Source organism: Streptomyces sp. NPDC005820, assembly GCF_040630255.1.
GTDB lineage: Bacteria > Actinomycetota > Actinomycetes > Streptomycetales > Streptomycetaceae > Streptomyces.
The window spans coordinates 24,890-48,904 of the sequence record NZ_JBEXXE010000025.1; the positions used below are offsets into that span (position 1 = coordinate 24,890).

At 68.5% G+C, this 24,015-nt stretch carries 32 protein-coding genes; 15 read left to right on the forward strand and 17 right to left on the reverse strand.

Annotated elements, in window-relative coordinates; all coding sequences use genetic code 11:
- The first annotated feature begins 85 nt into the window (after positions 1-85).
- Positions 86-598, forward strand: coding sequence for a peptide-methionine (S)-S-oxide reductase MsrA (gene msrA / locus ABZ464_RS28690; protein ID WP_359281167.1), 513 nt, complete (start codon positions 86-88; stop codon positions 596-598).
- Between the two features lie 110 nt (positions 599-708).
- Here the strand turns inward: msrA (ABZ464_RS28690) and ABZ464_RS28695 are convergent, their stop codons facing one another.
- Positions 709-1,212, reverse strand: a complete 504-nt coding sequence (locus ABZ464_RS28695; protein ID WP_359281168.1) for a hypothetical protein — start codon at positions 1,210-1,212, stop codon at positions 709-711.
- Positions 1,213-1,439: 227 nt separating this feature from the next.
- On the opposite strand from ABZ464_RS28695, the gene ABZ464_RS28700 reads away from it, so the two are divergent.
- On the forward strand, positions 1,440-2,405 hold the full coding sequence (locus ABZ464_RS28700; RefSeq protein WP_359281170.1) for a pyridoxal-phosphate dependent enzyme: 966 nt from the start codon (positions 1,440-1,442) through the stop codon (positions 2,403-2,405).
- 103 nt (positions 2,406-2,508) lie between these two features.
- On the opposite strand, the gene ABZ464_RS28705 is transcribed toward ABZ464_RS28700, so the two are convergent.
- From ABZ464_RS28705 to ABZ464_RS28725, 5 genes are all read right to left on the reverse strand, one after another.
- Positions 2,509-2,835: a hypothetical protein gene (locus ABZ464_RS28705; protein WP_359281173.1), complete on the reverse strand. Its 327-nt coding sequence runs from the start codon at positions 2,833-2,835 to the stop codon at positions 2,509-2,511.
- Between the two features lie 122 nt (positions 2,836-2,957).
- Positions 2,958-3,419, reverse strand: a complete 462-nt coding sequence (locus ABZ464_RS28710) for an SUKH-4 family immunity protein (protein ID WP_359281175.1) — start codon at positions 3,417-3,419, stop codon at positions 2,958-2,960.
- A gap of 98 nt (positions 3,420-3,517) precedes the next feature.
- Positions 3,518-3,748, reverse strand: a complete 231-nt coding sequence (locus tag ABZ464_RS28715) for a hypothetical protein (protein WP_359281177.1) — start codon at positions 3,746-3,748, stop codon at positions 3,518-3,520.
- Between the two features lie 123 nt (positions 3,749-3,871).
- Complete coding sequence (locus ABZ464_RS28720) at positions 3,872-4,495, reverse strand: hypothetical protein (protein ID WP_359281180.1); 624 nt, start codon at positions 4,493-4,495, stop codon at positions 3,872-3,874.
- Between the two features lie 113 nt (positions 4,496-4,608).
- The gene (locus ABZ464_RS28725) at positions 4,609-4,791 is read right to left on the reverse strand and encodes a hypothetical protein (protein ID WP_359281182.1); all 183 of its coding nucleotides are present in this window, start codon (positions 4,789-4,791) and stop codon (positions 4,609-4,611) included.
- A 167-nt stretch (positions 4,792-4,958) separates the two neighbouring features.
- On the opposite strand from ABZ464_RS28725, the gene ABZ464_RS28730 reads away from it, so the two are divergent.
- Positions 4,959-5,585, forward strand: coding sequence for a hypothetical protein (locus ABZ464_RS28730; RefSeq protein ID WP_359281184.1), 627 nt, complete (start codon positions 4,959-4,961; stop codon positions 5,583-5,585).
- Positions 5,586-5,662: 77 nt separating this feature from the next.
- Here ABZ464_RS28730 and ABZ464_RS28735 read toward each other — a convergent pair whose 3' ends face one another.
- Positions 5,663-6,580, reverse strand: coding sequence for an alpha/beta fold hydrolase (locus ABZ464_RS28735; protein ID WP_359281185.1), 918 nt, complete (start codon positions 6,578-6,580; stop codon positions 5,663-5,665).
- Positions 6,581-6,697: 117 nt separating this feature from the next.
- Here ABZ464_RS28735 and ABZ464_RS28740 point away from each other — a divergent pair, with 117 nt between their 5' ends.
- The 6 genes from ABZ464_RS28740 (at position 6,698) to ABZ464_RS28765 (ending at position 11,122) form a co-directional block, all read left to right on the forward strand.
- Positions 6,698-7,303 (forward strand): TetR/AcrR family transcriptional regulator, encoded by a 606-nt coding sequence (locus ABZ464_RS28740; protein ID WP_359281188.1) that lies wholly within the window; start codon positions 6,698-6,700, stop codon positions 7,301-7,303.
- 179 nt (positions 7,304-7,482) lie between these two features.
- The gene (locus tag ABZ464_RS28745) at positions 7,483-7,869 is read left to right on the forward strand and encodes a hypothetical protein (RefSeq protein ID WP_359281190.1); all 387 of its coding nucleotides are present in this window, start codon (positions 7,483-7,485) and stop codon (positions 7,867-7,869) included.
- Between the two features lie 274 nt (positions 7,870-8,143).
- On the forward strand, positions 8,144-8,293 hold the full coding sequence (locus ABZ464_RS28750) for a hypothetical protein (protein WP_359281488.1): 150 nt from the start codon (positions 8,144-8,146) through the stop codon (positions 8,291-8,293).
- Positions 8,294-8,523: 230 nt separating this feature from the next.
- On the forward strand, positions 8,524-9,351 hold the full coding sequence (locus ABZ464_RS28755) for a DUF6585 family protein (RefSeq protein WP_359281193.1): 828 nt from the start codon (positions 8,524-8,526) through the stop codon (positions 9,349-9,351).
- A 185-nt stretch (positions 9,352-9,536) separates the two neighbouring features.
- On the forward strand, positions 9,537-10,139 hold the full coding sequence (locus ABZ464_RS28760; RefSeq protein WP_359281480.1) for a DUF4291 domain-containing protein: 603 nt from the start codon (positions 9,537-9,539) through the stop codon (positions 10,137-10,139).
- A 359-nt stretch (positions 10,140-10,498) separates the two neighbouring features.
- A complete protein-coding gene (locus tag ABZ464_RS28765) occupies positions 10,499-11,122 on the forward strand; it encodes a hypothetical protein (protein ID WP_359281195.1) in 624 nt (207 codons plus the stop codon).
- A gap of 373 nt (positions 11,123-11,495) precedes the next feature.
- Here ABZ464_RS28765 and ABZ464_RS28770 read toward each other — a convergent pair whose 3' ends face one another.
- The gene (locus ABZ464_RS28770) at positions 11,496-11,804 is read right to left on the reverse strand and encodes a hypothetical protein (protein WP_359281197.1); all 309 of its coding nucleotides are present in this window, start codon (positions 11,802-11,804) and stop codon (positions 11,496-11,498) included.
- An 85-nt stretch (positions 11,805-11,889) separates the two neighbouring features.
- Between ABZ464_RS28770 and ABZ464_RS28775 the strand changes: the two genes are divergently transcribed.
- Together ABZ464_RS28775 and ABZ464_RS28780 are read left to right on the forward strand one after the other, a co-directional pair.
- Positions 11,890-12,525 (forward strand): hypothetical protein, encoded by a 636-nt coding sequence (locus ABZ464_RS28775; protein WP_359281199.1) that lies wholly within the window; start codon positions 11,890-11,892, stop codon positions 12,523-12,525.
- Between the two features lie 210 nt (positions 12,526-12,735).
- Positions 12,736-13,359 carry a hypothetical protein gene (locus tag ABZ464_RS28780; protein ID WP_359281202.1) on the forward strand — a complete coding sequence of 208 codons (624 nt, stop codon included), beginning with the start codon at positions 12,736-12,738 and terminating at the stop codon, positions 13,357-13,359.
- Between the two features lie 343 nt (positions 13,360-13,702).
- On the opposite strand, the gene ABZ464_RS28785 is transcribed toward ABZ464_RS28780, so the two are convergent.
- The 4 genes from ABZ464_RS28785 to ABZ464_RS28800 form a co-directional block, all read right to left on the reverse strand.
- Positions 13,703-13,846 (reverse strand): DUF4291 family protein, encoded by a 144-nt coding sequence (locus tag ABZ464_RS28785; protein ID WP_359281482.1) that lies wholly within the window; start codon positions 13,844-13,846, stop codon positions 13,703-13,705.
- Between the two features lie 251 nt (positions 13,847-14,097).
- Positions 14,098-14,436, reverse strand: a complete 339-nt coding sequence (locus tag ABZ464_RS28790; protein WP_359281204.1) for a hypothetical protein — start codon at positions 14,434-14,436, stop codon at positions 14,098-14,100.
- Positions 14,429-15,094 (reverse strand): peptide-methionine (S)-S-oxide reductase MsrA, encoded by a 666-nt coding sequence (gene msrA, locus ABZ464_RS28795; protein ID WP_359281207.1) that lies wholly within the window; start codon positions 15,092-15,094, stop codon positions 14,429-14,431. The genes ABZ464_RS28790 and msrA (ABZ464_RS28795) overlap by 8 nt, the downstream gene beginning before the upstream one ends.
- Positions 15,095-15,301: 207 nt before the next feature.
- Positions 15,302-16,420 (reverse strand): hypothetical protein, encoded by a 1,119-nt coding sequence (locus ABZ464_RS28800; protein ID WP_359281209.1) that lies wholly within the window; start codon positions 16,418-16,420, stop codon positions 15,302-15,304.
- Positions 16,421-16,609: 189 nt separating this feature from the next.
- On the opposite strand from ABZ464_RS28800, the gene ABZ464_RS28805 reads away from it, so the two are divergent.
- Entirely contained in the window at positions 16,610-17,764 is a 1,155-nt protein-coding gene (locus ABZ464_RS28805) for a cystathionine gamma-synthase (RefSeq protein WP_359281211.1), read from the forward strand.
- 54 nt (positions 17,765-17,818) lie between these two features.
- Here ABZ464_RS28805 and ABZ464_RS28810 read toward each other — a convergent pair whose 3' ends face one another.
- The 3 genes from ABZ464_RS28810 to ABZ464_RS28820 all read right to left on the reverse strand — a co-directional run bounded on the left by ABZ464_RS28810 (position 17,819) and on the right by ABZ464_RS28820 (position 19,295).
- Positions 17,819-18,067, reverse strand: a complete 249-nt coding sequence (locus ABZ464_RS28810) for a hypothetical protein (RefSeq protein ID WP_359281213.1) — start codon at positions 18,065-18,067, stop codon at positions 17,819-17,821.
- Complete coding sequence (locus tag ABZ464_RS28815) at positions 18,064-18,576, reverse strand: sigma factor-like helix-turn-helix DNA-binding protein (protein ID WP_359281215.1); 513 nt, start codon at positions 18,574-18,576, stop codon at positions 18,064-18,066. Before ABZ464_RS28815 ends, ABZ464_RS28810 begins: the two co-directional genes overlap by 4 nt.
- 209 nt (positions 18,577-18,785) lie before the next feature.
- Positions 18,786-19,295, reverse strand: a complete 510-nt coding sequence (locus ABZ464_RS28820) for a MarR family transcriptional regulator (RefSeq protein WP_359281483.1) — start codon at positions 19,293-19,295, stop codon at positions 18,786-18,788.
- 167 nt (positions 19,296-19,462) lie between these two features.
- Here ABZ464_RS28820 and ilvA point away from each other — a divergent pair, with 167 nt between their 5' ends.
- The 3 genes from ilvA to ABZ464_RS28835 all read left to right on the forward strand — a co-directional run bounded on the left by ilvA (position 19,463) and on the right by ABZ464_RS28835 (position 22,751).
- Complete coding sequence (gene ilvA / locus ABZ464_RS28825; protein WP_359281216.1) at positions 19,463-20,692, forward strand: threonine ammonia-lyase; 1,230 nt, start codon at positions 19,463-19,465, stop codon at positions 20,690-20,692.
- A gap of 185 nt (positions 20,693-20,877) precedes the next feature.
- On the forward strand, positions 20,878-21,897 hold the full coding sequence (locus ABZ464_RS28830) for an ATP-binding cassette domain-containing protein (protein WP_359281218.1): 1,020 nt from the start codon (positions 20,878-20,880) through the stop codon (positions 21,895-21,897).
- Complete coding sequence (locus ABZ464_RS28835; protein ID WP_359281221.1) at positions 21,894-22,751, forward strand: ABC transporter permease; 858 nt, start codon at positions 21,894-21,896, stop codon at positions 22,749-22,751. The genes ABZ464_RS28830 and ABZ464_RS28835 overlap by 4 nt, the downstream gene beginning before the upstream one ends.
- A 78-nt stretch (positions 22,752-22,829) precedes the next feature.
- Here the strand turns inward: ABZ464_RS28835 and greA are convergent, their stop codons facing one another.
- Together greA and ABZ464_RS28845 are read right to left on the reverse strand one after the other, a co-directional pair.
- The gene (gene greA / locus ABZ464_RS28840; RefSeq protein WP_067248623.1) at positions 22,830-23,330 is read right to left on the reverse strand and encodes a transcription elongation factor GreA; all 501 of its coding nucleotides are present in this window, start codon (positions 23,328-23,330) and stop codon (positions 22,830-22,832) included.
- A 177-nt stretch (positions 23,331-23,507) separates the two neighbouring features.
- Complete coding sequence (locus ABZ464_RS28845) at positions 23,508-23,909, reverse strand: DUF4307 domain-containing protein (protein ID WP_359281225.1); 402 nt, start codon at positions 23,907-23,909, stop codon at positions 23,508-23,510.
- Positions 23,910-24,015 lie beyond the last annotated feature (106 nt).

The window sequence follows — 24,015 nt, forward strand, 5'->3', positions numbered from 1 at the left end:
GTTGAGGACAGTGGCCAGGGGATGCCGGTGGTGTGCGAGCCGAGTAGCCCGAGTGACCGAACTGACAGACATTGGAGGGGCCGTAATGGCTGCGCAGACGCAGAGGGCCGTGCTGGCGGGCGGATGCTTCTGGGGGATGGAGGAGCTGATCCGCCGCCTCCCGGGCGTGACGGCGACCCGGGTCGGATACACCGGGGGTGACGTGCCGAACGCGACGTACCGCAACCACGGCACGCACGCGGAGGCCATCGAGATCCTCTACGACCCCGAGAAGACCGACTACCGCGCGCTCCTGGAGTTCTTCTTCCAGATCCACGACCCGAGCACCAAGAACCGCCAGGGCAACGACATCGGCCTCAGCTACCGCTCGGCGATCTACTACGTGGACGACGAGCAGAAGCGGATCGCCGAGGACACGATCGCGGATGTGGACGCCTCCGGCCTGTGGCCCGGCAAGGTCGTCACCGAGGTGGAGCCCGTCGGCCCCTTCTGGGAGGCGGAACCCGAGCACCAGGACTACCTGCAGCGCTACCCGGACGGCTACACCTGCCACTTCCCCCGCCCGGGATGGCGACTGCCCACCCGCACGGAGAGCTGACCCCGAGACGGTCCGGCAACAGGGGGAAGACCGAACCACCCGCTTCCCCACCGCCGGACCGCGCCTCCCACCCGACAGGCTGAGCATCTGAGGTTCCCCCGGCGCCGCTCTCAGCGGAGGACACCGTGCCTTCTCGCCTGGCTCAGCAACGCCTCCACCAGGGCGGGCTTCTGTCCCAGAACCACGAACGCCACGACTGCGGAACCGCGCGGCGAGATCTCGATCCGGTGGAAGGCCATGACGAGCGACAACGCGACGGTCCGCCTCACTTCGATCACGTCGCTCCACGCCACCGCTCGGTGCACACGGCCGAACCAGTCGGTGACGGCCAGACCATCCCGGTAGAGGTAGCACCTTCTGATCCGGAACTTGGCGGACACCCGAAGCCATGCCGGCCGGATGGCGAACAGGCCGAGGATCATGGCGCTCGCGACGACGCCCCTGGTGAGCGCCGACTCGGGTCGATTGACGAACAGCATGATCATGTAGGCGGCGTAGAGCCCTACCGCGAACCGCCGCGCCATCTGCGCAAGCCCACCCGCGACACCCGCAATGGAATGATCTCCCTGCTTCGCACCGAGATTGAGCCCGTCACCACCATTGCCCACGACCATCCGCCTGCTCTCCCGCCGGCCCGGAACACCTTGATCCTCTTGCCGGGGGCTCAGCCAACCAGGGGCGCGCTGACAGCCTCGTCGGTGACGTTACGTACGCGCCTACGTATTTCCCGGGTCGAGGCCCAAACCAGCATGCGCCCGTGGCTCGACTCCCGCCGCGGCGAGCCTGTGCCGCCCAGGAATCGACGATTACTCCGTCGGCGGCGGCGCTACGCTCCTGTGCCGTGCAGAAGACGCGTCTCGACACTGCCCGGATCCGGGCGGCACGCCGGATGATCGACCCCATCTTTCTCGACACTCCGCTGTACCGTTGCGAGGCGCTGGAACCCGCCCTCGGGTGCACGGTGAGCATCAAGCTCGAAACGGCGAACCCGGTCCGCAGCTTCAAGGCCCGCGGCACCGAGGTCGTCGCGAGCCTGCTCGCCGAGAGTGACTCGCGAGCCGTGGTGTGCGCCAGCGCGGGCAACCTTGGCCAAGCCCTCGCCTGGTCCGGTCGCGGCCGCGGGCTCGACGTCACCGTCGTGGCATCCCGCTTCGCGACCGCGGCCAAGCTTGATCGCATCCGCGCCCTGGGGGCCAGGCTGGAGCTGGTGGACGGCGACCACGAGATGGCTCGCGAGCGAGCGGCGGCCATCGCACGGTACGACGGCGTCCGGCTGCTCGAGGACAGCCTGGACATCGAGACCTGCGAGGGCGCGGCGACCATCGGGCTGGAACTGGTGGAGACCGCACCGTCGTTCGACACCGTCCTGATCGCCCTCGGCGGCGGGGCACTGGCCACCGGCGTGGGCCATGTGGTGAAGGCATCGGCACCCGAGGTCGAGGTGATCTGCGTCCAGCCGCTGGGCGCACCGGCGATGACACGCTCGTGGCGCCAACGGCGCGTCGTCACCACCGACTCGACCAGGACCATCGCTGACAGCGTCGCCGGCCGGCGCCCCATCCCGGCGGTCCTGAACGACCTTCTCCTGGTCGCCGCCGACGCCGTCCTGGTGCAGGAGGCGTCGATCATCGCCGGTATGAGGATGCTCCTCGACCACGCCGGCCTCGTCGTCGAACCGTCGGCCGCGCTCGGCATCGCGGCGATCCTCGAAGACCGTGACCGCTTCGCCGGCCGGCACATGGTCACCATCGTGTGCGGCAACAACGTGGACATGGACGCCTATCACCGCTGGATCGGTGCGGCTTGACGATCCACGCCAAGCCGCGTTCACAGCCCTGTGGCTCGGACGGCCGCCACCGCACATCCAACCGTCGGAGCAGCCGTCCCACCGACCCTTCCCGGTCGGAGCACTACGTCTCGCGCAGATTCTCGACCTCGGCGGCCAGCACGGCCATGCCGCGCACGTGCGTGTAGTACCTGGTCGCGTACTCGTCGTCGATCGCCGGGAGGACCTTGTCGAACACCGCCAGGAGCCGCGTCAGGCCCTCACGGTGCCTTTCGGAGAGAGGTCCTTTCACGACGCTCGCCGCGTAGCCTTGGGCGTCGGCGTCGAGCATCACCATGTCTCGATCCTCGACCTCCAGTCCGCGGAAGCCGGGCGGGAACGGCATGGCCATGTGCTCGGCCGTCATCCGCACGAGCGCATCCCATTTCTCTTCGAACACGTCGGCGATCATGCCAGGCACACGCAGGCATCCAAGCGCGGTCCGCGCGACCGGGGTGAACCTACGGGGCATTCGCCGGGACGCACGCCCCTCGCCATCGCAGCTTCAGCGGCCTTCCCCGATGTTCCGCGAGGTCACACACTCATGCCGTAACCCAGCTCCTCGGCCCCGATGTGCCAGAAGGAGTTCTCGTCGGCCACAGCCTCGGCGTCAAGCATCCCGAACCGTTCCAGCAATGCCTCAGTGAGCGCGTCGGCGGCTTGCTCAGCCAGGTCCTCGGCCTCGTCGTCACCCAGACCGTCCCCGGGGCCCTCGTATGCAGCGGCCTCGGCAGCGGCTTCCTCGTAAGCGCGGTTGAAGGCGACGAACGCCTCAACGCTGGAGTTCACCAGTTGCGGAACACCGCCCTCCGGCAGACACCACAGCGAGCCGTCATCACGCCGCAGGGCGAGCGCGCTCAGCCCTGGGTCGACCGCGACCAGGGCATACTGCGCACCGTCGACCGCGCGTTGCGCAAAAGGGGAGCCCTGCCACACCCCGGGGTACGGGCAGCGACCACATCCGGCCAGGAGCGAGGCGACTTCAACGTCGTTCATGCCGAGACCGTAGCCCGCCCCCGCCCCCGCCCCGCCCCCGGCCTCCCGCGCCTCCCGCCGACGCTCCACCAAGCCACTGAACCTATGCGGCCACAGCACTAGACGGCTGATCTGTAGACGGCTCGGACCGGATCGATCTTCACCAACGCGCCCTTCGACTCAAGCCGACGGAGAACTCGCCGCGCTTCCTTCTCCGCGGCCCGCTGGTCGACCGGCTCGTGCCCGGAGTCGCGCAATGTGGTCGCGGCTCGCTGCGCATCCCAGATACCGCCCAAAGCCTCGACCGCCTTGGCGACGACGTCCTCGTGTGTCTGTGGCACATCGGTCATCGATACTCCTCCCATGGGGTCCCCAGGCTGACGACTCGGAACGTCTCAGCCGCGCAAGAAGTCTACGAACGCGGCTTGGTGACCCACGTCAAGCCTCGTTCACAGTCCTTCGGCGCGGGTGGCTCAGGAGGTGGCGTTCCAGGAGTGTGCGACGTCGATGACGAGGCGATCGTCCAGCTGCGTCACCCGGAACGGCAGCCGCGCGCGCACGCCAACCCCGATCCGCACATCGTTCTCGAGGGCAGCGGCGTAGCGAGTGTCCTTGAACGTCTTGTAGCCCGTGATGTCCACTCCGGGCAGCGGTTGCCCGTGCTGCCCCGGATAGGACTGAGATCCGGTCGACGGGTCGTAGTTCGGACCCACGGCGATCTGGAGGATCGCCCCGCCCTCTACGGGAATCTCCCCCGAAGCGGGCGTGACCAGCTTGTCGACGTACTTGACCTGGTAGTCGATCGGGCCGGCCGCAGTCCCCTTGAAGTCGAGGACCATGCGGTCGAAGCACTCGTGCTGACCGGTCCTGATGTCCACCAGCGGGGGCTTGTAGCTCCCACCGTCCTCACCACCGGTCCACACGTGCTTCTCGAGGCTCCCCCACCCGGTCTCACACACTGCCGACGCGTCGGTGTCGGCCTGCGCCGTCCCCGCCGCTCCTGCGATCCCGGCTCCTGCCAGCATGAGTGCTGCAAGTGTGGTTCCGAGTCGTCGCATTCCCGCTCCCATGATCGAGTACCTGTGCACGGCGCCCATGCCCCTCCGACAGGCGTGACATGTGAAGCCGTTGCGGTTCAGGCTGGGCTCACCGTGTGACCGGACCTGGCCCGGACCATCACGAAACGACAACGGCAGCCGATCAGGCCGGTCTACCGCCGCAGATACGCGAGCACGTCCTCGACCACCGGATACGGCGACGCCCGCCGCAACTGCCGCTTCCGGTCGACGTGGTCACCGTGCAGCTCCGGCACATGGCGCGACGGACACGCAGGCCGCAGCGCCCACCCGAACCCCTCCGGGCCGATCTCGATCGCCAGAACGGTTTCCTGCAATGCGGTGTGCGCCTACTCCTTGAAGACCTGCCATTCCTCATCGGACCACGGCGACGGATTCGGCGGGTGGTCCCAGTCGACCGACGACCGATACGACCTGGACAACCTCGCCGGCTCGGCACGGGTGGCCGGGCTGATGGGCAGCCTCTCTTTGAGAGGATCAGCGCATGGCAGCCTCCGACGAACATCCCCCCGACGGCTGGGCCTTCCTCGGAGTCGGAGACCCGGTCCTGGTCGTCCACGACGAACAGCGCGGCCTTCTGGCTGTGGCAGGCACCGACGCGCACACCAGAGCTACGCCGGTCGCGGTCTGCAACAGCCGTTCCTTCGTCCGTCGCGCGCTCATTCGCTCACGCTTCCCCGTGCACGCGCTGGCCTTCCACCCCCGGCGTCCGCTGCTCGCGATAGGCACCGGCGGGTACGACGGTGGCTACTTCTTCGAAGGGGAGCTACTGCTTCTGCACCTGAAAACAGGCGCGGTCACTTCTCTCATCGAGGACGAGTTCGGCCGTCAGGTTCTCGGGCTGGAGTGGCTCGACGAACGGTCGCTGCGTGTCCTCATGGCACCGCCGGACGACTGGCAGGACGAAGCGGCGCACGAGAACGGACACGTCGCCGTGGTGGACCGAGCCGACTGGACCACCGTCCCCGCCCGGTCACTCAGCGGTCGGGACCTGGCCGGCCCAAGGACCTCCGCACCGCGTCCCGAACCCCGCGAGGCAGCGCAACGAGCGGTCGCCGCACTGCGATCCCTCTGGCAGGCCCAACGAGCGGAACCCTCGGGAGACCTGTGAAGGTCTCCTGACATCACCGGGTCGGCACGACGCACCCTGGTCACGGATGGAGTCTGCCCCGTCCGGGGGCGCGCCCGTCAGTCGATCGAGTCCATGAAGCCCAGCATCCGGCGGTTGACCTCGTCCGCGTGGTCGATCTGCGGTCCGTGACCGGTGTTCGAGACGATCTCGGCCCGGGCGCCCTGTATCAGCCGCGGAACGCGCTCCACTTGCCGCATCGGATGCACAAGAAGGCTTCGCCTGCCGAGCACCAGATAGAGCGGGGTGCGGACGGCGGACAGTTCCTCGTCGGACAGCGGCAGCGGAGCCGGGCGGCGAATGCGGTAGGCGCGGACGCCCGCTCTGATCATCGCGCGCAGCTGCGGCACGACGAGGACCGGCTGCTCGAGCCAGGCCGCCAGTCGAGGGCGCAGCGCCGTGGGCGCGAAGGTCGCGAAGAGACTGACGAAAATCCAGACGAAGAAACGCAGGCCGACCTTCTCAAGGCCGCCGGGGTCGAGCAGGGTGACCGAGGCGAGGCGTGCGGGCCTGCGGTGTGCCTGATTCAGGGCGAGCCATCCTCCGTAGGAGGAACCGACCAGGTGGACACGGTCGAGACCGAGGCCGGCGAGTGTCTCGTCCAGCCACTGGGCGGCACGTTCGGGCTGGTGAACGGGTTCACGCTGATCACTGCGGCCGGGATCGCCCGGTGTGTCGATCGCGTAGACGGGGCGCTCGGCGCTGAGCGCCGGAGTGTTCGGGTACCACATCGCGGAGCAACTGCCGGCGCCATGCACCAGGACCACCGGGGTGCGGGAGGCGTCGGCCGGGTCGCCCGGGCCGTACCGGTAGACGTGCGTCGTCCCGAAGCTGGTCTCCACGTCCTCCTGCGCGACAGCCGGCGCACCCATCGCGTAGACGGCGTCGCACGCGGAGAAGTAATGCTCACGAAGGGCGTCGCTCACATACCGCCCCACATCGGGTCGCACGCGTTCGCGGGTCGTGGTCTCGGGCAAGGAAGGCCACCTCCAGAGGCAACAACTCGATCGTGGTACGACCGTACCATGAAATTGATACAGCTGTATCATGAAAATGGCCGAGCAACAGGCGCAGACGGACGAGAGGCGCGACCGATGCCGAAGCGCGTGGACCACGCACAACGACGAACCGAGATCGCCGAGGCGCTCGTCAGGGTCGCGGGGCGACGCGGGCTGCACGCCGTGGGGATGCGCGACGTGGCGGCGGAGGCCGGTGTGTCACTGCGGCTGGTCCAGTACTACTTCGAGACCAAGGAAAAGCTGTTGCTCTTCGGGCTGCACCATCTGACGGAGAGGTTCGGAGAGCGGGTTGCCGCCCGGGTTCGAGCCGCCGGGAGCAGTCCGGGCCCACGCGCCGTGATCGAGGCGCTTCTGATGGCGGCACTGCCGACCGATGAGGAGAGCCGCACCTTCCACTTTCTCTACACCTCGTATGCCGTCCTGTCAGTGACCGACGAGGCCCTCGCCGCCCAGCCCTTCATCGCGAACCCGGATGCCGCCGAGGGCACCCTCACCGAGCTTCTCCGGCAGGCGGAAGAGGCCGGTCTCACCGGGCCTGGAATCGATGCGAGAGCCGAAGCGGTGAGCCTGCTCGCCATGTCGGCCGGACTCGGCACCAGCATCCTCGTCGGCCAGCGCAGCCCGGAGTCCGCAACCGCGATCCTGAATCTTCACCTGAACCGGATCTTCCAGGCTCGTTGACAGGTTTCGCACGGTGACGGGGTCTGTGAACGCGGCTCGATGACTCAGGTCAAGCCTCGACGTAAGACGCATATCTCCACTGTGCGCTTCGCGTTCGGCTGTCTTCGCCGCCTCGGCGACATGACTCGCGTCCTGGCGGACAGGCATCATCGGAGTCCGACGCTGAAGGAGTGACGCCCGTGAGACTGGTCTGCGACCCCGAGTACGGCGAAGTGGATCTGTCCGCATCGTCGGAAGAGCTGACATGGTTGGCAAACGCCGTGGCCCAGGGCGACGGGCTGCTCGGCTCTATCCAAGCGCCGGGCGGCAACGCCCTGGCTGGAGTCGAGGTCAAAGGCACTTCCGGCCCCGGCGTCCTCATTCGCCGGGACGCCGAGCGGCAGATCCTTGTGATCAGCGGCGACTCCGCCGGCAGGGCGGTACTCGCGGAGAATCTGCGGGACATGGCGACTGCCGAAGACGGCGGTCACCTCCACATCGATTACTTCCCCGGACATTTCTACCTCGCCGAAGGATCACTGCCCTTGGTGGTCAACAGCCCGCACGGCGGCATGCCAACCCGGTGAGTGGGTCCCCGTCGCCGCCAGGCATGAAAAGGGTTGCGGGCGCGGCTTGCTTCCGTGTCAAGCCGTGTTCGAGAGCTCTACGGCTGGAAGTGATCAGGCTCAGACGGCAGAACGTTCAGATGGTGCAAGGCCAGTTGGAGCAGCCCTGCGGCAGGAGACGACTGCTCGAAAGGCTCTAGCGGCGAGTTCAGAGCCACCGCGAGTACCGGCAGGCAGCGGCTCCACGGGCCACGGAGGAGCTGAACACGCAGGTTGCGTTGTCGCAGGCCTCAGCATGGCCGACGCCCTCCGTGCCGGACACTCGGCTGCCGGACGACTACAACGTCTTGGGCATGTCGTGGACTGGGACTTCGTGCCGGGCGGCAAGGGATACACGGGCGACTTGGAGGAACTCGTTCAGGATTTCGGCATCGAGGTGCAGTAGCCCCACTCGGGCCCCGCCGCAGTGTTGGTCGGGGTCTGTGAACGCGGCTTGATGATCCATGTCCAGCCTCGTCCACAACCGTTCACGGCCGGGGACCGTCAACGCCAGGAGGACGACAGCCGTCTACCGCTTTCCAGCCAGACGTCGTAGCATCTCGACAATATTTCGGACCGTCAACTCGGCTTGTTCATAGGCCTGTTGGGGTGCAACGGCGTGCGATGGGAGTGGCGATGACGGCCCGAAACCTATGGGACGAGATCCCGGCGACCGTGCCGGGGGCGGCGGCGGAGCGACAGTTGGGCGCCGGTCTGTACGCGTTTCGCTCACGGACCAGTTCGGTGTCCTGGTGGGGCTCGTTCATGCTGCTCCTGGTCACCGCGCTGTGCGTGATGATGATCTTCGTCATCAGCGGTGAGAGCGAGTGGACGAACGCGATCCTCTTCATCATTCTCGGCGGGTGCACCTTCCTCGGGGCGATCGCCGTCCCCCTGGTCGCATGGTTCAGACCGGTGGCATGGTGCGCCGTCTTCGAGCACGGTGTCGTGTACCAGTACGGTGCGCAGTCCCCGATCGCCGGGGCCTGGGACGAGATCACCGGATGTCAGCGACACGCGACGGACCTCGTACGCAACGGGGTCACCATGTCCACCACGCATTCCGTGGACGTCCAGACGCCGGCCGGCAACTTCACGGTGTCGGGTGACACGCCCGACGCGCAGGAAATCGGCGCCCTGATCGCGAACGGCTGGGTCGCGATCCAGAACCGGATCGCCGAAGAGGACGCCACGGCCCGAATGGCCCAACTCGGCGAGTTGTTGCAGACCGGCGAGCGGGTGGCGTTCGGACCGTTCACGGTGGGCCTGGCCGGGCTCGAGCACGGGGGCACTGTCACGGACTGGAAGAGGATCAGCGAGGTCGAGCTGATGGGGTCGACCATCTGCGTGGTCGTGACCGGTGAGCGCAAACCGGTCCGGGTGCCTGTCTCCGACGTACCGGACGCCGTTCTGTTCCTCACCGTGTCGGACGCCTTGCGACGGGCCTCGCGGCAGACCAGGTGAGTCAGGGCTCGCCCTGCCCCACCGGTACCCGCCACGACCGGGCATCGCTGGGATGGCGCTCCATGAGACGGACGCTGCTCGGCCGCTCGGGCGAATGCGTACCGCCGCGCCGGCGTGCTCCGTCGCGTCGGGCAACGGTCGAAAACCGCTGGCCACCTGAGCCGGCCGAGCCCACGCTGTACGCCATGGAAGAACCGCACCGCAGGATCCGTGCGCTCCACACGGCAGCCACGATCACCGTCTACCAGGCGTACTCCCCTGAAATCGGAATGCCCGCCATCCGCGACGGCCGCTTTCCCGCCGCCTGGAAGCCTGACCGCATGACGTGGATCAAACCCAGCTTCCTGTGGATGATGTACCGCTCCAACTGGGGCACGAGCGCCGGACAGGAGACCGTTCTTGCCATCGAGATCGATCGCGGTGGCTTCGACTGGGCACTGCGTCACTCCTGCCTGTCGAGTTACGTCCGCGGGCTGCATCCCGACCGCAGCACCTGGCAGCGTGACCTCAAGCGGGCACCGTCCCGCGTCCAGTGGGATCCCGAACGTGACCTGAACCTACGTCCCTTGCCTCACCGTTCGCTGCAACTGGGGCTGTCGGGCGAGGCATCGTCGCGTTACGCGGACGAGTGGATCGTGTCCATCAGTGACGTGACCCCGCTAGCCCGCGAAATCCGTGCGCTCGTCGGTCGGGGCGATCCGGACTCCGCTGCCCAACTCCTCCCGCAGGAACAGCCATACCCCGCCGACGACGAACTACTGGCCCATCTGGGGAGGGGCCCAGGGTGACCAGGATGTGGTGGCTCATGCAGGGAGAGGTACGGATTGGTCAACTCCGCGCGTACGGCATCGATCAGCCGACATTCTTGTGCCACTTCTCGCCTGGGCCGGGCTGGGAGCCCGTCAGTCCGCTGTTCGAGGCGTGGGCGGCAGTACAGGGCCCCGACCCTGACGGGAGCCGGCACGCGAAGGCCCTCCGGCCTTTGATGGATCTGGGGCTGACCCTGCACCCTTCGGACGGGAGCCCGCCCTTGGGCCTCTTCACAGACTGCATCCTGCGCATCTATGGGGACACGGCCCGTCTCCGTTGCTGATCAGCCGACAAATGCGGGTGCCTGTCCAGTCCGGCGCTGTTACGGTGCCGCTTCGTGAGTACGGGCATCCATGGCGGCATCGAGTTTCGTCACCCCGGCGCCGACACCGACTACTACGACGGTGAGCCATGGGTGGCCGCCATGGACCTTTGGCCGCTGTACGACCAGACCGACTACGCGGCCTTCGGCTGTCTTTTCGGAGTGCGCAACTACGCGGGCTTTCAACCGCTCGCACCAGACCGCGGTCTTCCCGTCGATCTGTCGAGAGGAATGCGCTCGCAGCTCGAGCTCTGGGTCGCGGCGGGAGACCTGCACGGCGCGAGCTGGGTCAGTTGGGCGGAGCTTGCTTCACTGGATCCCGCGACCACGCCGGATCACTTCATCGGCCGGCTGACCTGGCACACGAAATCGCTGCCCTCGATCCTGCACCAACAGCTCGTGCCCGATCCATGGCCGTCGGAAGCCCTGGCCGCAGTGGGCACGCCGCCCCCGGACCTGCACAGCACACGGGGACGCGTGGAATGGAACACTGCCGAAGTGATGTGCGTGTACGAACCGTTGACCGTCGGAGCTGTTCTGGGCCCTGAGACTCACTGGCCCCATGTCTTGGCCGTGATGAAGGCTCTGGCAGGCCGCTTCGGTGATGACGGCGTCCGCCTCGTCGTGGCGTTCGACTGACCCCACAGAGAGCCCTCACGCTCCAGGGCCTTTCGGCCGTCAGGTACTGGGACTGGAGTGGCTCGACGAACGGTCGCTGCGTGTCCTCATGGCACCGCCGGACGACTGGCAGGACGAACCGGCGCACGGGAACGGACACCACCGTCCCCGCCCGGTCACTCAGCGGTCGGGACCTGGCCGGCCCAAGGACCTCCCCACGCGTCCCGAGCCCCGCGAGGCAGCGCAGTGAGCGGTCCCCACTGCGGTCCCTCTGGCAAGCCCAACAGGCCGGAAGCTTTGCTCGTAGCTCTCTCGCAGCCCTCTTCACCTGTACGGCGCTCCTTCCTTGGAGCGACGCCGACTCTGTGCCGCTTGCGCGGAGATCCTGCCGCCTTCAAAGCAGGCTTTCGTCCCGAACCACCCAGCCCGCACCCAACTCGCGGCGCAGAGCCTCCAAGGCGGTGTGCGCGTGCTCCTTGAAAACCTGCCATTCCCCATCGGACCACGGCGACGGATTCGGCGGATAGTCCCAGTCAATCGACGACTGATACGACCTGGACAACCTCGCCAGCTCGGCCCGGGTAGCCGGGCTGACGGGCAGCCGCTCCGGCTCGCAGGGATACCCGTACGGGCTGCCCATGTCCTCCGGCCACAACGGAATGTCTACGCCGGCCTCGAAGAAGAACCGCAGGTAATGGATCACACGGCATCCTCCCAGAAGTGCGCTGAGTCGGTACCGTCAGAGACGCGGCTACCGCGCGGAGCCAGGCAGTTGAGAGGATCCGGGCATGGCAGCCTCCGACGAACATCCCACCGACGACTGGGCCTTCTTCGGAGTCGGACACCCGTTCCTGGTAGTCCACGCCGAACAACGCGGCCTTCTGGCTGTGGCAGGCACGTACGCACACACCAGAGCCACGTCGGTCGCGGTCTACAACAGCCGTTCCTTTGTCCCCCGCGCGTTCATTCGCTCACGCTTCCCCGTGCACGCACTGGCCGCCCACCCTCGGCGTCCGCTTCGTCCGGCCTGCGTGTTCGCGGGCACGGACGTGTTCGTGGTGACCATGGACTGGTCGAACACACCGGCCGGGCCCGCGGGCTACCCAACACCACGACAGATACTGCACCCCAACGGCATCCGCTGGTGGACAGAGCCGGATAAGGACGACCCCGACCCGGCGTTCCACACCCATACACGTCTGTACGCCGACCGCCATCGGTGGAACCGTGGCTGCCTCGACGGGCTGTTGCGAGCCGTCGCGGACGAGGCGGTCGTCGAAGTCTTCGTTGCCGACACGGAACTGCAGCGCATCTACCATCCCTACGACGGCGGCGCAGACGTCATCCTTGCCACGCCTGCAGAGCGTGACCGTGTGCGTGACCAACACACAGACTGGCTTTCCAGCCACCCAGCCGGCCTCTGAGAGCCGCAGCGGCTCCCCTTTCCCCAGCCGACGCGCAGTGGTCTGTCAACGCGGCTTGATGACTCATGTCAATGCGCGTTCACAGACCTTTGACTGGAACCGACACGAAGGCCGGGGGACGCGGCAGTCTGCGCATCACTGACCGGCTCTGTCGCTGACCTTCAATAGTGATGTGCCTCGTGCAGGCCAGGACCGTTAGGGTGCGCTGTCATGGGCACGGACATCTACGGCGGGATCGAGTTTCGTCATACCTACGCTGGCACCGAAGACTATGACGGCGAGCCGTGGGTGACTGCCATGGATCTCTGGCCGCTGTATGACGAGACCGACTACACGGCCTTTGGCCTTCTCTTCGGAGTGCGCAACTACGCAGGCTTCCCGCCGCTTGCACCCGCTCGTGGTCTTCCCGCTGACCTGTCGAGCGGTATGCGCTCGCAGTTGGGCTCGTGGATCGAGCGGGGCGAGATGGACTGTGCGAGTTGGGTCAGTTGGGGGGAGCTCACCTCCCTCGACCCTGCGACCGGGCCAGAGCACTTCGTCGGCCGCGTGACTTGGTACAAAAAGTCACTGCCGTCGACACTGCATCGCCAGCCGGTATCCCATCAGTGGCCGTCGGAGTTCTTGTCCCTGGTGGGCGTGCCGCCTCTGGACTGTCGCAAAGCTTCAGAACGTGTTGAGTGGACCACCGACGATCTGGTCTGCGTTTACGAACCACTGACCGCGGGCGCTGTCTTGGGTTCGGAGACTCACTGGCCGCACGTCTTCGCTGTGATGAAGGCTCTGGCCGGCCGATTCGGTGACGACGGGGTCCGCTTGGTCGTGGCGTTCGACTGACAGCGCAGTGACCGGAGCCTCATGCGGGACAGCGGTCCTGTGGGGTCCTCGGTAGCCGCCGGCTCTTCGCCGTCAGGGAGCCGCTCACGGGCGAGAGGAGCTTTGACGGGACTGAGTCAGTCCATCAGCAGTTCGTCAAGGCACTCAACGGAACTCAGAGAGTCCGCCTCCCCGGCCATGGCCACCAGCCGCCCATAGTACTGCCGTGTGATGGTGCAGGGCATCCTCCTAGATCCACGAGCACATGGTGCCGAACGCTAACCTCGTTGCTTGTCGGCGAGCGGTCGACGTCCCTAACGGGCGCCAGCCCTGGCCAGCCATCTGCTCATGCGCCCGTTGAGGTCTATGAACGCGGCATGATCATCCACGTCATCCTGTCCCGCTTCCACCCGTCGCGGAAGCGGCCCTCGTGGGCGGCGGGCAGGCCGATCTCCGGGGAGTATGCCGGGTAGACGGTGATGGTGGATTCCGCGTAGGCCGCACGGATCCCGCGTGCGGTTCTTCCATGGCGTACAGCGTGGGGCCGGCCAGTTCAGGCAACCATTGATTTTCGACTGGCGTTGGTGGTTGTGGGTGGCGGGCACCGTGCGAGTTGTCGGCGCCACGGCAGCAGCCCTCGTCGGACACCCGGCTCACATCGGCTACTTGTCCGTGGCCGCTGGTGCCGGATCACTGTCCGTCAGTCCCTCCCTGGGCTGTGGCGGCCCAGAGAGACTGCCGGCGCGCGCCGTCACTTGCTCATCGCTCGATGAAGCGGGGTTCCGGCCAGTTCGTGATCGGCTCGTCGGAGACCGAGTAGATCTCCAGGAGCGAGAGATAGCCGTCCTCGGTACAGACCATGACACCCGCTGCCCGCGGGGTGGTGTACCCGGCGTCCACGGCCGGATTGTCGTGCGACGGCGCCGGAGCCGCCGCCGTGCGGTCCACGCGCAGGTCGACCGTCGCACAGCCGCAACCGCACCGGCCCACCACCCGCGTGTGGGGAATCTGGGCCAGCAGGGCGCTGCTCACCGGATCCGAGCCGGCCAGCAGCGCCCGCAGCGTCGCCGTGACTTCCGGCGACAAGGGCTCAGCCATCCGCCCTGACCACCCCGATCGGGCAGGACACACCCGTCCCGCCGACCCCGCAGTACCCCGCCGGATTCTTGTAGAGGTACTGCTGGTGGTAAGCCTCCGCCGGATAGAAGGTGCGGTCCTCCGACGGAAGGATCTCCGTGGTGATCGTGCCGTGGCCGGAGGCCGTCAGGACCTGTTGGTACGCGGTGCGGGAGGTCTCCGCCGTGGTGGTGTGTTCCGGGGTGTGGGTGTAGATCGCGGAGCGGTACTGGGTGCCGACGTCGTTGCCCTGGCGGAAGCCCTGGGTGGGGTCGTGGGACTCCCAGAACGTCTTCAGGAGGCGCTCGTAGGAGACGACGGCGGGGTCGAAGACCACGCGGACGACCTCCGTGTGGCCGGTCAGGCCGGAGCAGACCTCCTCGTAGGTGGGGTGCTCGGTGTGGCCGCCCTGGTAGCCGACCAGGGTCGTCCACACGCCGGCCGGGAGTTGCCAGAACATGCGCTCGGCTCCCCAGAAGCAGCCCAGGCCGAAGTCGGCGACCTCGTGACCCTCGGGATAGGGGCCGAGCAGCGGGGTGCCGAGGACGGTGTGGCGGTCGGGCACCGTGAAGATCGGTTGCGGGCGGCCCTCCAGCGCCTGCTCGGCGGTGGGCAGGACGGGCGTACGGCCGAACAGCATGACGCGGGCTCCTTCGTCTCCGGATGGCGCCGAACCGCTTGCGGCGCCCGGGGCCGGGCGCGCCGAGCTTTCTGTGGGCGGCAGTCCGGCGAACGCCTCGGTGGCGTCCCGCATTCCGGCCGCACACCCCCAACCCCACAGCCGCACACGCCCCGCCCTCATTCCGTCCCCCCCTCATTCCGTCCCCCCCCCGTCCCGTCCCCCCGGTCAGTGGGGGAGCGTCGCCGGGCTGCCCCCGTTCGCCTCGTAGCCCGCCACCGCCAGTGCCCGGTAGACCGCGAACTCGCCGGCCGGGTCCGGGGAGAGGGTCCAGGGGAGGGCGCCGACATGGCCGTCGACGTGTATCAGCTGGTTCATGGCCTCGGCCCAGCGCTCGCTGCGGACGAGGAAGAAGATCAGCAGATGGCGGACGTGCGCCAGCATCGGGTCGTCGGGGCGGGCCGCGTGCACCGTGAACAGGGCGCCGTGGATCGCCTTCGTCACGACCTCGCTCTGGTAGAAGCTGCTGACCAGGTTGACCTCGGGGAGATGCTCGAAGACACCGAACAGCGGCATCGCGGCGAGCAGCGAACCCTGGGGCGCGCGGGCCGCGGCCGCCTCCGTGAACGAGGTCGCCAGCTCGCGCGAGCCGTGCCACTTCTCGCACCAGTAGTGCAGGGCCGCCAGGTGCGCGCCCATGTGCGCGGGGGCGCGGTCCAGGATCTTCAGCCACAGCTGCTCGAACTCGGACTGCGAGTAGTGCAGACCGCGCGCGACCGACAGCTCGACGATGTACGGCACCGGGTCACCGGGGGAGAGCAGCGCCGCCTGGCCGCAGGCGTCCTTCGCCTCCTCCATGATGATCCGGAAGTCGTCCGTGCCCGGCGTGGACGTCCGCCAGGCCTGCTGGACCAGGAACTCGGCGTGCACCGCGGCGCCGCCCGCGTCCTTGGGCGCCTCCGCCCGCCACACGCGCAGCCACTGCCCGCCCGGCGCCTCGCCGACCCCGCCCGGCCGCTGCTTCAGCTCCAGCGCGGCCGCGCCCGCGAAGGCCTGCACCCGCTGCCAGCGCAGCTCGCCCTCGATCTCCGTGCCGGCCAGCAGCTGCTGCGCCGCCCGGTAGTCCTGGGTGTGCTGTACCACGTCCAGGACGTCCAGCAGGTCCTGGTCGGGGCCGGGCATACGGATGTCCAGCTCCTCCGTGCGCACGAAGCCGTAGTCGGCCGGGTCCGCGGCGTCCGGGTGGCCCGCCGGGACCTGCTCGATCATGCCGCGCCGGCGCCGCAGGAACGGCAGCAGCACGAAGCTGATCATGATCAGAGCCATCAGGACCCAGAGAATTTCCATGTCTCAAGCGAACCAGACGCCGCCGACAATTGGCCAACCCCGGCCCCGGAGCCTGTGGAAAAACGTCTCTTCCGGTCGGGGTCCACCCTTGTCCACCCCCGGTTCACCCGTCCTCGGCGTCGGGAACGCGGCCCATCCGCCGGGCGGCTGTCCGGCAGCAGCCCCGCGAGCGCACTACGCTCGATGCCCATGAGCGACAGGCACATCAGTCAGCACTTCGAGACCCTCGCGATCCACGCGGGCAACACCGCCGATCCCCTCACCGGCGCGGTCGTCCCGCCGATCTACCAGGTCTCGACCTACAAGCAGGACGGCGTCGGCGGCCTGCGCGGCGGCTACGAGTACAGCCGCAGCGCCAACCCGACCCGCACCGCCCTGGAGGAGAACCTCGCGGCCCTCGAGGGCGGCCGCCGAGGACTTGCGTTCGCTTCCGGACTGGCGGCCGAGGACTGCCTGTTGCGTACGCTGCTCAGCCCCGGCGACCACGTGGTCATCCCCAACGACGCGTACGGCGGCACCTTCCGTCTCTTCGCCAAGGTCGTCGCCCGCTGGGGCGTGGAGTGGTCGGTCGCCGACACCAGCGACCCCTCCTCCGTACGGGCCGCGATCACCCCGAAGACCAAGGCCGTGTGGGTGGAGACCCCCTCCAACCCGCTGCTCGGCATCACCGACATCGCGGCCGTCGCCCAGATCGCCCGGGACGCGGGCGCGAGGCTCGTCGTCGACAACACCTTCGCCACGCCGTACCTGCAGCAGCCGCTGTCGCTCGGCGCGGACGTCGTGGTGCACTCCCTGACCAAGTACATGGGCGGCCACTCCGACGTCGTCGGCGGCGCGCTGATCACCGCCGACGAGACGCTCGGCGAGGAGCTGGCGTTCCACCAGAACGCGATGGGCGCGGTCGCCGGGCCCTTCGACTCCTGGCTGGTGCTGCGCGGCACCAAGACGCTGTCGGTGCGCATGGACCGGCACAGCGAGAACGCCACCAAGGTCGCCGACATGCTGACCCGCCACGCGCGCGTGACGCAGGTGCTCTACCCGGGCCTGCCCGAGCACCCCGGTCACGAGGTCGCGGCCAAGCAGATGCGGTCCTTCGGAGGCATGATCTCCTTCCGTGTCACCGGCGGCGAGGAGGCGGCCGTCGAGGTCTGCAACCGCGCCAAGGTGTTCACGCTCGGCGAGTCCCTGGGCGGCGTCGAGTCCCTCATCGAGCACCCGGGCCGTATGACGCACGCCTCGGTGGCGGGCTCGGCCCTGGAGGTGCCCGCCGACCTGGTCCGGCTCTCCGTGGGCATCGAGAACGTCGAGGACCTGCTCGAGGACCTGCAGCAGGCCCTGGGCTAGCCCCGCGAAGCCTCGCCCCCGGCGAGGCATCCCGCGAGGCATCCCGCGAGGTGGTCACCAGCCGCTGACCGGTGGAGTCGTCTCCGAGGGCGGCTCCACCCAGGGGCGGGCCGTGACGGCCCAGACCACGAAGGCCACGGTCGCCGCGAACAGCAGCAGCCACAGCAGCCACAGGGCGATCGTCCGGCGCCGCAGCATGCGGCTGCCCAGCCGGAACACGTCCGCGGGGAGATCGGCCGGGACCTCCGGTGCGGTCCGCTCCATCATCTGCCGTACGGCGGCCTCCCGTTCGGGCCGGTTCACGACGGGGTGGCCGTCTTCGCGCTCACGCGCGCGGGAGCCGGTCCGCGCGGCGGATGCAGCAGGGCCGCGGTGGCCCGGTCGCAGATCAGGTGGACCCGTTCCGCGGGCAGCCCGAGCAGCGCCGCCACCTGCTCCTCGGCGACCCCCTCGTGCAGCCGGAGGACCAGGACGAGCCGGTGCTGAGGGGAGAGCACGGCCAGTGGGCCGGCGGGCCGCGCGCGGGCCGGACCGAACGGCAGCACGAGGTACCGGTGCCATGCACCGCGCGCGAAGCGGACGGCCAGGCACTCCCGCGCGTGGTTGTACGGATCCTCGCCGCGCAGCCGGTCCCAGCACGCGTACGTGTGCGCGAGGGCGTGGGTCAGCAGGCGCCGCGCGCGGGGGTTCTCCTCCGCCGTCTCCGCGGTGAGCAGGGTGGCGGTCCGCAGCAGCCGTCCGCCCGCCCCGGCCAGGAACGCCTCGAACTCCCGGACCCGGCGCGCTTCCTGGACCGTACGCCTCGCTCGCACCCCGAGCCTCCCGCCTGCCGGCGACCCCCTGGAAACGGATCCCGGCGGAGTACGGGTGCGGCACCACGTACGGCGCGGAGGGACCCGGTCTCATATGAGGCCAGGGGTGGGCTTTCGGTCAAGAGCCGCGCACGCGCCGTATGCATATCGCGTACGAGAACCACGCACCCCGGCGGGAAACCGCCCTGCACGCGTGCGTGCCCGGGGCCTCAGGAAGCGGCCGGTGCCGGCTCCGCGCCCGGTACGCCCTGGACGGCCATCCGGGAGGACAGGGCGACGTTGAAGCGGGTGAGCAGGGAGCAGAACGCCTCCCGCTCCTCCGGGGCCCAGTCCTCGGTCAGCTCGGCCATCAACTGCCGCCGGGAGGACCGTACTTCCTCCAGTCGCGACTGCCCGCGCGGGGACAGCTGGAGCACCACGGCCCGCCCGTCCTCGGGGTGCGAGGTCCGCTTGACCAGGCCGGTGTCGACGAGGGGAGCCACCTGCCGGGTGACGGTCGACGAGTCGATCCCCATGCTCGCCGCGAGCGCCTTGACGCCCATCGGGCCTTCTTTGTCGAGACGGTTGAGCAGCAGGTACGCGGCGCGGTCCATGGAGTTGCGCACCTGGCCGACGCCGCCCAGGCGGGTCTGTTCGGCCCGGCGTGCGAAGACCGCGACCTCGTGCTGCAGCGTGTCGAGAAGACCGGTGTCACCGACGGTCGTCATGTCCATCGACATTTCTGGTGTTGTGGGCATGGCCGGGGGCTCACTTCATGAAGGGGGTGCTGGCAGGAATGGGGGACAGAGTACGCGGCCGGAAGCCGGGTCGTACCGGGGCTGCGCAAACCAGTCTCGGTGGTTGGTCACAGCGGCCGTTCCCGCCTGTGAACTGCGATGCTGATGTCATGAGCTATGGCACGGCTGACTCCTTTCGGCCCGTCACCCTCGACGATGTGCGCGGCGCCCAGAAGATGCTTTCGGGGGTGGCGCGCATGACGGCGATGGAGGGCAGCAGGCATCTGTCCCAGCTCGTCGGGGCGCCGGTGCACCTCAAGTGCGAGAACCTCCAGCGGACCGGATCCTTCAAGCTGCGCGGCGCGTATGTGCGGATCGCGGGGCTGCTGCCGGAGGAGCGGGCCGCCGGGGTGGTCGCGGCGAGCGCCGGCAACCACGCGCAGGGCGTGGCGCTGGCGTCGTCGCTGCTGGGCGTGCGCTCCACGGTGTTCATGCCCAAGGGCGCCCCGCTGCCCAAGATCAGCGCGACCCGGGAGTACGGCGCGGAGGTGCGCCTGCACGGTCAGGTGGTCGACGAGACGCTGGCCGCCGCGCAGGAGTACGCGGAGCGGACGGGCGCGGTGTTCATCCATCCCTTCGACCACGCCGATGTGATCGCGGGCCAGGGCACGGTCGGCCTGGAGATCCTGGAGCAGTGTCCGGAGGTGGGCACGGTCGTCGTCGGGATGGGCGGCGGGGGGCTCGCGGCGGGAATCGCGGTCGCGGTGAAGTCGCTGCGGCCGGACGTGCGGATCGTGGGTGTGCAGGCGGAGGGGGCGGCGGCGTATCCGCCCTCGCTGGCGGCCGGGCGGCCGGTGTCGATCGAGGCGCCGGCGACGATGGCCGACGGGATCAAGGTCGGCCGGCCCGGTGACGTGCCGTTCGGGATCGTCGGCGCGCTGGTGGACGAGGTGCGCACGGTGTCGGAGGGCGAGTTGTCCGCCGCGCTGCTGCTCTGCCTGGAGCGGGCCAAGCTGGTCGTCGAACCGGCGGGGGCGAGTCCGGTCGCGGCGCTGCTGAGCGAGCCCGGCGCGTTCGCGGGCCCGGTGGTCGCGGTGGTGTCCGGGGGCAACGTCGACCCGGTGCTGATGCAGCGCGTGCTGCGGCACGGCATGGCCGCGCAGGGCCGCTACCTGGCGGTCAGCGTGCGGCTGACGGACCGGCCGGGCGCGCTCGCGACGCTGCTGGGGGTGTTGTCAGTGGTCGACGCTAACGTTCTGGACGTGAGCCATGTGCGGACCGATCCGAGGCTCGGGCTGACCGAGGCGGAGGTCGAGCTGCACCTGGAGACGAAGGGGCCGGCGCACTGCGCCGAGGTCGGCCAGGCTCTGCGCGACGCGGGGTACACGGTCGTCGTCTGACCCGCCACGGCCGCCGGGAAACCGGTGAACGTGCAGGTCGGAGGCTATTCGCTCACTCACACGAGCGAACTCCATTGTGAGTCGCGATACATCGCGTTATGGTGGATGGGCGGTCGCCCGTCGGGCGTCCGAACAGCGCAAACCCCGGCTTTTCGAAGGAATCCCCGAAGACGTGGAGAACTTTTATGCCAGGCGCCATCTATGCCGAAGGCCTGGTCAAGACCTTCGGTGACGTAAGGGCTCTGGACGGCGTCGACCTGGACGTCCCGGAGGGCACCGTCCTCGGCCTGCTCGGGCCGAACGGCGCGGGCAAGACCACCGCGGTCCGCTGCCTGACCACCCTCCTGCGCCCCGACAGCGGGCGGCTGGAGGTCGCCGGCCTCGACGTGCTCAAGCACCCCAACGAGGTGCGCCGCTCGATCGGCCTGTCCGGCCAGTTCGCGGCGGTCGACGAATACCTCACCGGCCGCGAGAACCTCCAGATGGTCGGACAGCTCTACCAGATGAGGGCGAGGGCCGCGAAGGCCCGCGCCGAGGAGCTGCTGGAGCAGTTCGACCTCACCGAGGCCGCCGACCGCACGGCCAAGACCTACTCCGGAGGCATGCGCCGCCGGCTCGACCTGGCCGCGGCGCTGGTGGTCTCCCCACCGGTCATGTTCATGGACGAGCCGACGACCGGCCTCGACCCCCGCAACCGCCAACTCCTGTGGGACGTGATCAAGCGCCTCGTCTCCGGCGGTACGACACTGCTGCTCACCACCCAGTATCTGGAGGAGGCCGACCACCTCGCCCATGACATCGCGGTCGTCGACCACGGCAAGGTCATCGCCCGCGGCACCTCCGACCAGCTCAAGGCCCGCACCGGCGGCGAGCGCATCGAGGTCGTGGTCCACGAACGCGAGCAGATCCCCCTCGCCCGCGAGGTGCTCGCCGGCTTCGGCAAGGGCGAGACCACCGTCGAGGAGCACACCCGCTGCCTCACCGTGCCCGTCACCGGCGGCGCGAAGCTCCTCGCCGAGGTCATCCGAGAACTGGACGGCCGCGGCATAGAGATGGACGACATAGGTCTGCGCCGCCCGACCCTCGACGACGTCTTCCTGTCCCTGACCGGACACGTCGCCGAGATGAAGGCCGAGGGGAACGGCGACGAGCAGGGCCAGGACAGGAGCAAGGGCAGGCAGAAGGACGAGGAGGCCACAGTATGACCGCCGTCACCGGCACCGTGCGGGGGGCGGCCCCCACCCACCCCATGGGTCAGTCCGTCCGAGACTCCCTGGTCGTTGCAAAACGCAACTTGATCCGGATGTCACGGATTCCGGAAATGGTTATTTTTGGTCTAATTCAGCCCATTATGTTCGTGGTGCTGTTCACCTATGTCTTCGGGGGGTCCATGCGGATCGGCGGCAGCACCAGCGCCACCGACTACAAGAACTTCCTGATGGCGGGGATCTTCGCGCAGACCGTGACCTTCGCCACCGCGGGGGCCGGCGCCGGGATCGCCGACGACATGCACAAGGGCCTGATAGACCGCTTCCGCTCCCTGCCCATGGCGCGCGGTGCGGTTCTCACCGGGCGGACCCTCGCCGACCTCGTGCAGACCGCGCTCACCCTGCTCGTCCTGGCGGTCGTCGCGCTCCTGGTGGGCTGGCGCCCCGGCTCCGACGGCTCCACCAACGCCGGACGGGTCCTGGCCGCCTTCGGTCTGCTGCTTCTGCTCGGCTATGCGTTCACCTGGATCGGCGCCCTGATAGGCCTGAGCGTCCGCACCCCGGAGGCGGCCACCTCCGGCGGGCTGATCTGGCTCTTCCCGGTGACCTTCATATCCAACGCGTTCGTCGACACCAGCAACATGACGCCCTGGCTGCGGCACATCGCCGAGTGGAACCCCTTCAGCGCGACCGTCCAGGCCTGCCGGGTGCTGTTCGCCAACCCCGGACAGTCACCCTCCGACGCCTGGCCCATGCAGCATCCGGTCTGGGCCTCGCTGATCTACTCGGTGTTGATCGTCCTGATCTTCCGCACGCTGGCGGTGCGCAAGTACCGCTCGGCGACGGCCTGACCGCCGGATCTCGTACCCGGACATGGCGAAGCCCCCGGCCGCTCGGGCGCCAGGGGCTCGTCAGGAGAAGGAGGTGGCTCAGCCGCTGTAGGGCTCGGCCTTGAGGATGCGCACGGAGGCCTTCTTGCCGTTCGGCAGTTCGTACTCCGCGTCCTCGCCGACCTTGTGACCGATCACGCCGGTGCCCAGCGGGGACTGCGGCGAGTAGGTCTCGATGTCGGAGCTCGCGTACTCGCGCGAGGCGAGGAGGAACGTCATGGTGTCGTCCTCGTCACCGTCGAAGGCGATCGTCACGACCATGCCGGGCGCCACGGCACCGTCCGCGGAGGCCGGAGCCTCGCCGACCTTGGCGTTCTCAAGGAGCTGGGTCAGCTGGCGCACGCGGAGCTCCTGCTTGCCCTGCTCCTCCTTGGCCGCGTGGTACCCGCCGTTCTCGCGCAGGTCGCCCTCCTCGCGCGCGGCCGCGATCTTGGCGGCGATCTCCGTGCGCGCAGGACCAGTAAGGTGCTCAAGCTCTTCCTTGAGCTTGTTGTACGCCTCCTGGGTAAGCCAGGTGACGGACTCGCTGGTCTGGGTCACAGGTGCTCCTCGTCGGTACTGGGAATACAAAGCATCGCCCTACCCTCAAGCATGTTCCTCAGGGGATGGGCGAAACCACGAGCCTAACAATTCCGCGGGCAAAGGGGGAGGACATAAGCCACCAGAATTACGTCAACGCAGGTCAGCGTGTACGTAATGCGGAGGACAGGGGGTGCCTCAGTCGGCGTGACAGCCCAGGAGCTCGGCCGTGGTGCCCTTGGCTGTCGTGCGGAGCGTGACCACCCTGTCGATCCGGGTGTCCGACCCGGAGAAGCGGAAGTCCGCGCGGCCCACCTCGGCGCCGTCGGCCGACTGGGAGCGCACCGTGCAGTAGCCGCTCGCACCCGCGTCCTTGCGGACCTCCAGGTGCACCTCGACCGCGTCGTCCGAGGTCGCCTTGAAGGTGATCACCTCGGCGCTGATCTTGTTCTGGCCGACATAGTGGTAGGCGAAGAAACCGACGATCACGAGCAGGACCCCGCCGAGCACGGCGCCCACGATCTTCAGGGTGCGGTCGGCCCGTTCGTCCGAGGTACGGCCGTAGCGGCCCTCGGGCACTCGGGTGCTCGCCGTACTCATGATCGTCCTCTCGGCGGGCCAAGGGCCCTGGAATTATTCGCTCCCCGATTCGGTCACTATAGAAGCCTGCGATCGCGCCGGCTCACATGGGCGCCGACTTACCGAG

Bases quoted from the DNA above. Each gene is read 5' to 3' on its own strand.
- ABZ464_RS28835 (WP_359281221.1), top strand. From the start codon at position 21,894: ATGACCGCCGTCACCGGCACCGTGCGGGGGGCGGCCCCCACCCACCCC.
- ABZ464_RS28695 (WP_359281168.1), bottom strand. From the start codon at position 1,212: ATGGTCGTGGGCAATGGTGGTGACGGGCTCAATCTCGGTGCGAAGCAG.
- ABZ464_RS28760 (WP_359281480.1), top strand. From the start codon at position 9,537: ATGGAAGAACCGCACCGCAGGATCCGTGCGCTCCACACGGCAGCCACG.
- ABZ464_RS28710 (WP_359281175.1), bottom strand. From the start codon at position 3,419: ATGAACGACGTTGAAGTCGCCTCGCTCCTGGCCGGATGTGGTCGCTGC.
- ABZ464_RS28800 (WP_359281209.1), bottom strand. From the start codon at position 16,420: ATGGAAATTCTCTGGGTCCTGATGGCTCTGATCATGATCAGCTTCGTG.
- ABZ464_RS28730 (WP_359281184.1), top strand. From the start codon at position 4,959: ATGGCAGCCTCCGACGAACATCCCCCCGACGGCTGGGCCTTCCTCGGA.
- ABZ464_RS28780 (WP_359281202.1), top strand. From the start codon at position 12,736: ATGGGCACGGACATCTACGGCGGGATCGAGTTTCGTCATACCTACGCT.
- ABZ464_RS28775 (WP_359281199.1), top strand. From the start codon at position 11,890: ATGGCAGCCTCCGACGAACATCCCACCGACGACTGGGCCTTCTTCGGA.
- ABZ464_RS28750 (WP_359281488.1), top strand. From the start codon at position 8,144: ATGGCCGACGCCCTCCGTGCCGGACACTCGGCTGCCGGACGACTACAA.
- ABZ464_RS28720 (WP_359281180.1), bottom strand. From the start codon at position 4,495: ATGGGCGCCGTGCACAGGTACTCGATCATGGGAGCGGGAATGCGACGA.
- msrA (WP_359281207.1), bottom strand. From the start codon at position 15,094: ATGCTGTTCGGCCGTACGCCCGTCCTGCCCACCGCCGAGCAGGCGCTG.
- ABZ464_RS28805 (WP_359281211.1), top strand. From the start codon at position 16,610: ATGAGCGACAGGCACATCAGTCAGCACTTCGAGACCCTCGCGATCCAC.
- ABZ464_RS28755 (WP_359281193.1), top strand. From the start codon at position 8,524: ATGACGGCCCGAAACCTATGGGACGAGATCCCGGCGACCGTGCCGGGG.
- msrA (WP_359281167.1), top strand. From the start codon at position 86: ATGGCTGCGCAGACGCAGAGGGCCGTGCTGGCGGGCGGATGCTTCTGG.
- ilvA (WP_359281216.1), top strand. From the start codon at position 19,463: ATGAGCTATGGCACGGCTGACTCCTTTCGGCCCGTCACCCTCGACGAT.
- ABZ464_RS28740 (WP_359281188.1), top strand. From the start codon at position 6,698: ATGCCGAAGCGCGTGGACCACGCACAACGACGAACCGAGATCGCCGAG.
- ABZ464_RS28845 (WP_359281225.1), bottom strand. From the start codon at position 23,909: ATGAGTACGGCGAGCACCCGAGTGCCCGAGGGCCGCTACGGCCGTACC.
- ABZ464_RS28830 (WP_359281218.1), top strand. From the start codon at position 20,878: ATGCCAGGCGCCATCTATGCCGAAGGCCTGGTCAAGACCTTCGGTGAC.
- ABZ464_RS28705 (WP_359281173.1), bottom strand. From the start codon at position 2,835: ATGATCGCCGACGTGTTCGAAGAGAAATGGGATGCGCTCGTGCGGATG.
- ABZ464_RS28715 (WP_359281177.1), bottom strand. From the start codon at position 3,748: ATGACCGATGTGCCACAGACACACGAGGACGTCGTCGCCAAGGCGGTC.
- ABZ464_RS28820 (WP_359281483.1), bottom strand. From the start codon at position 19,295: ATGTCGATGGACATGACGACCGTCGGTGACACCGGTCTTCTCGACACG.
- ABZ464_RS28790 (WP_359281204.1), bottom strand. From the start codon at position 14,436: ATGGCTGAGCCCTTGTCGCCGGAAGTCACGGCGACGCTGCGGGCGCTG.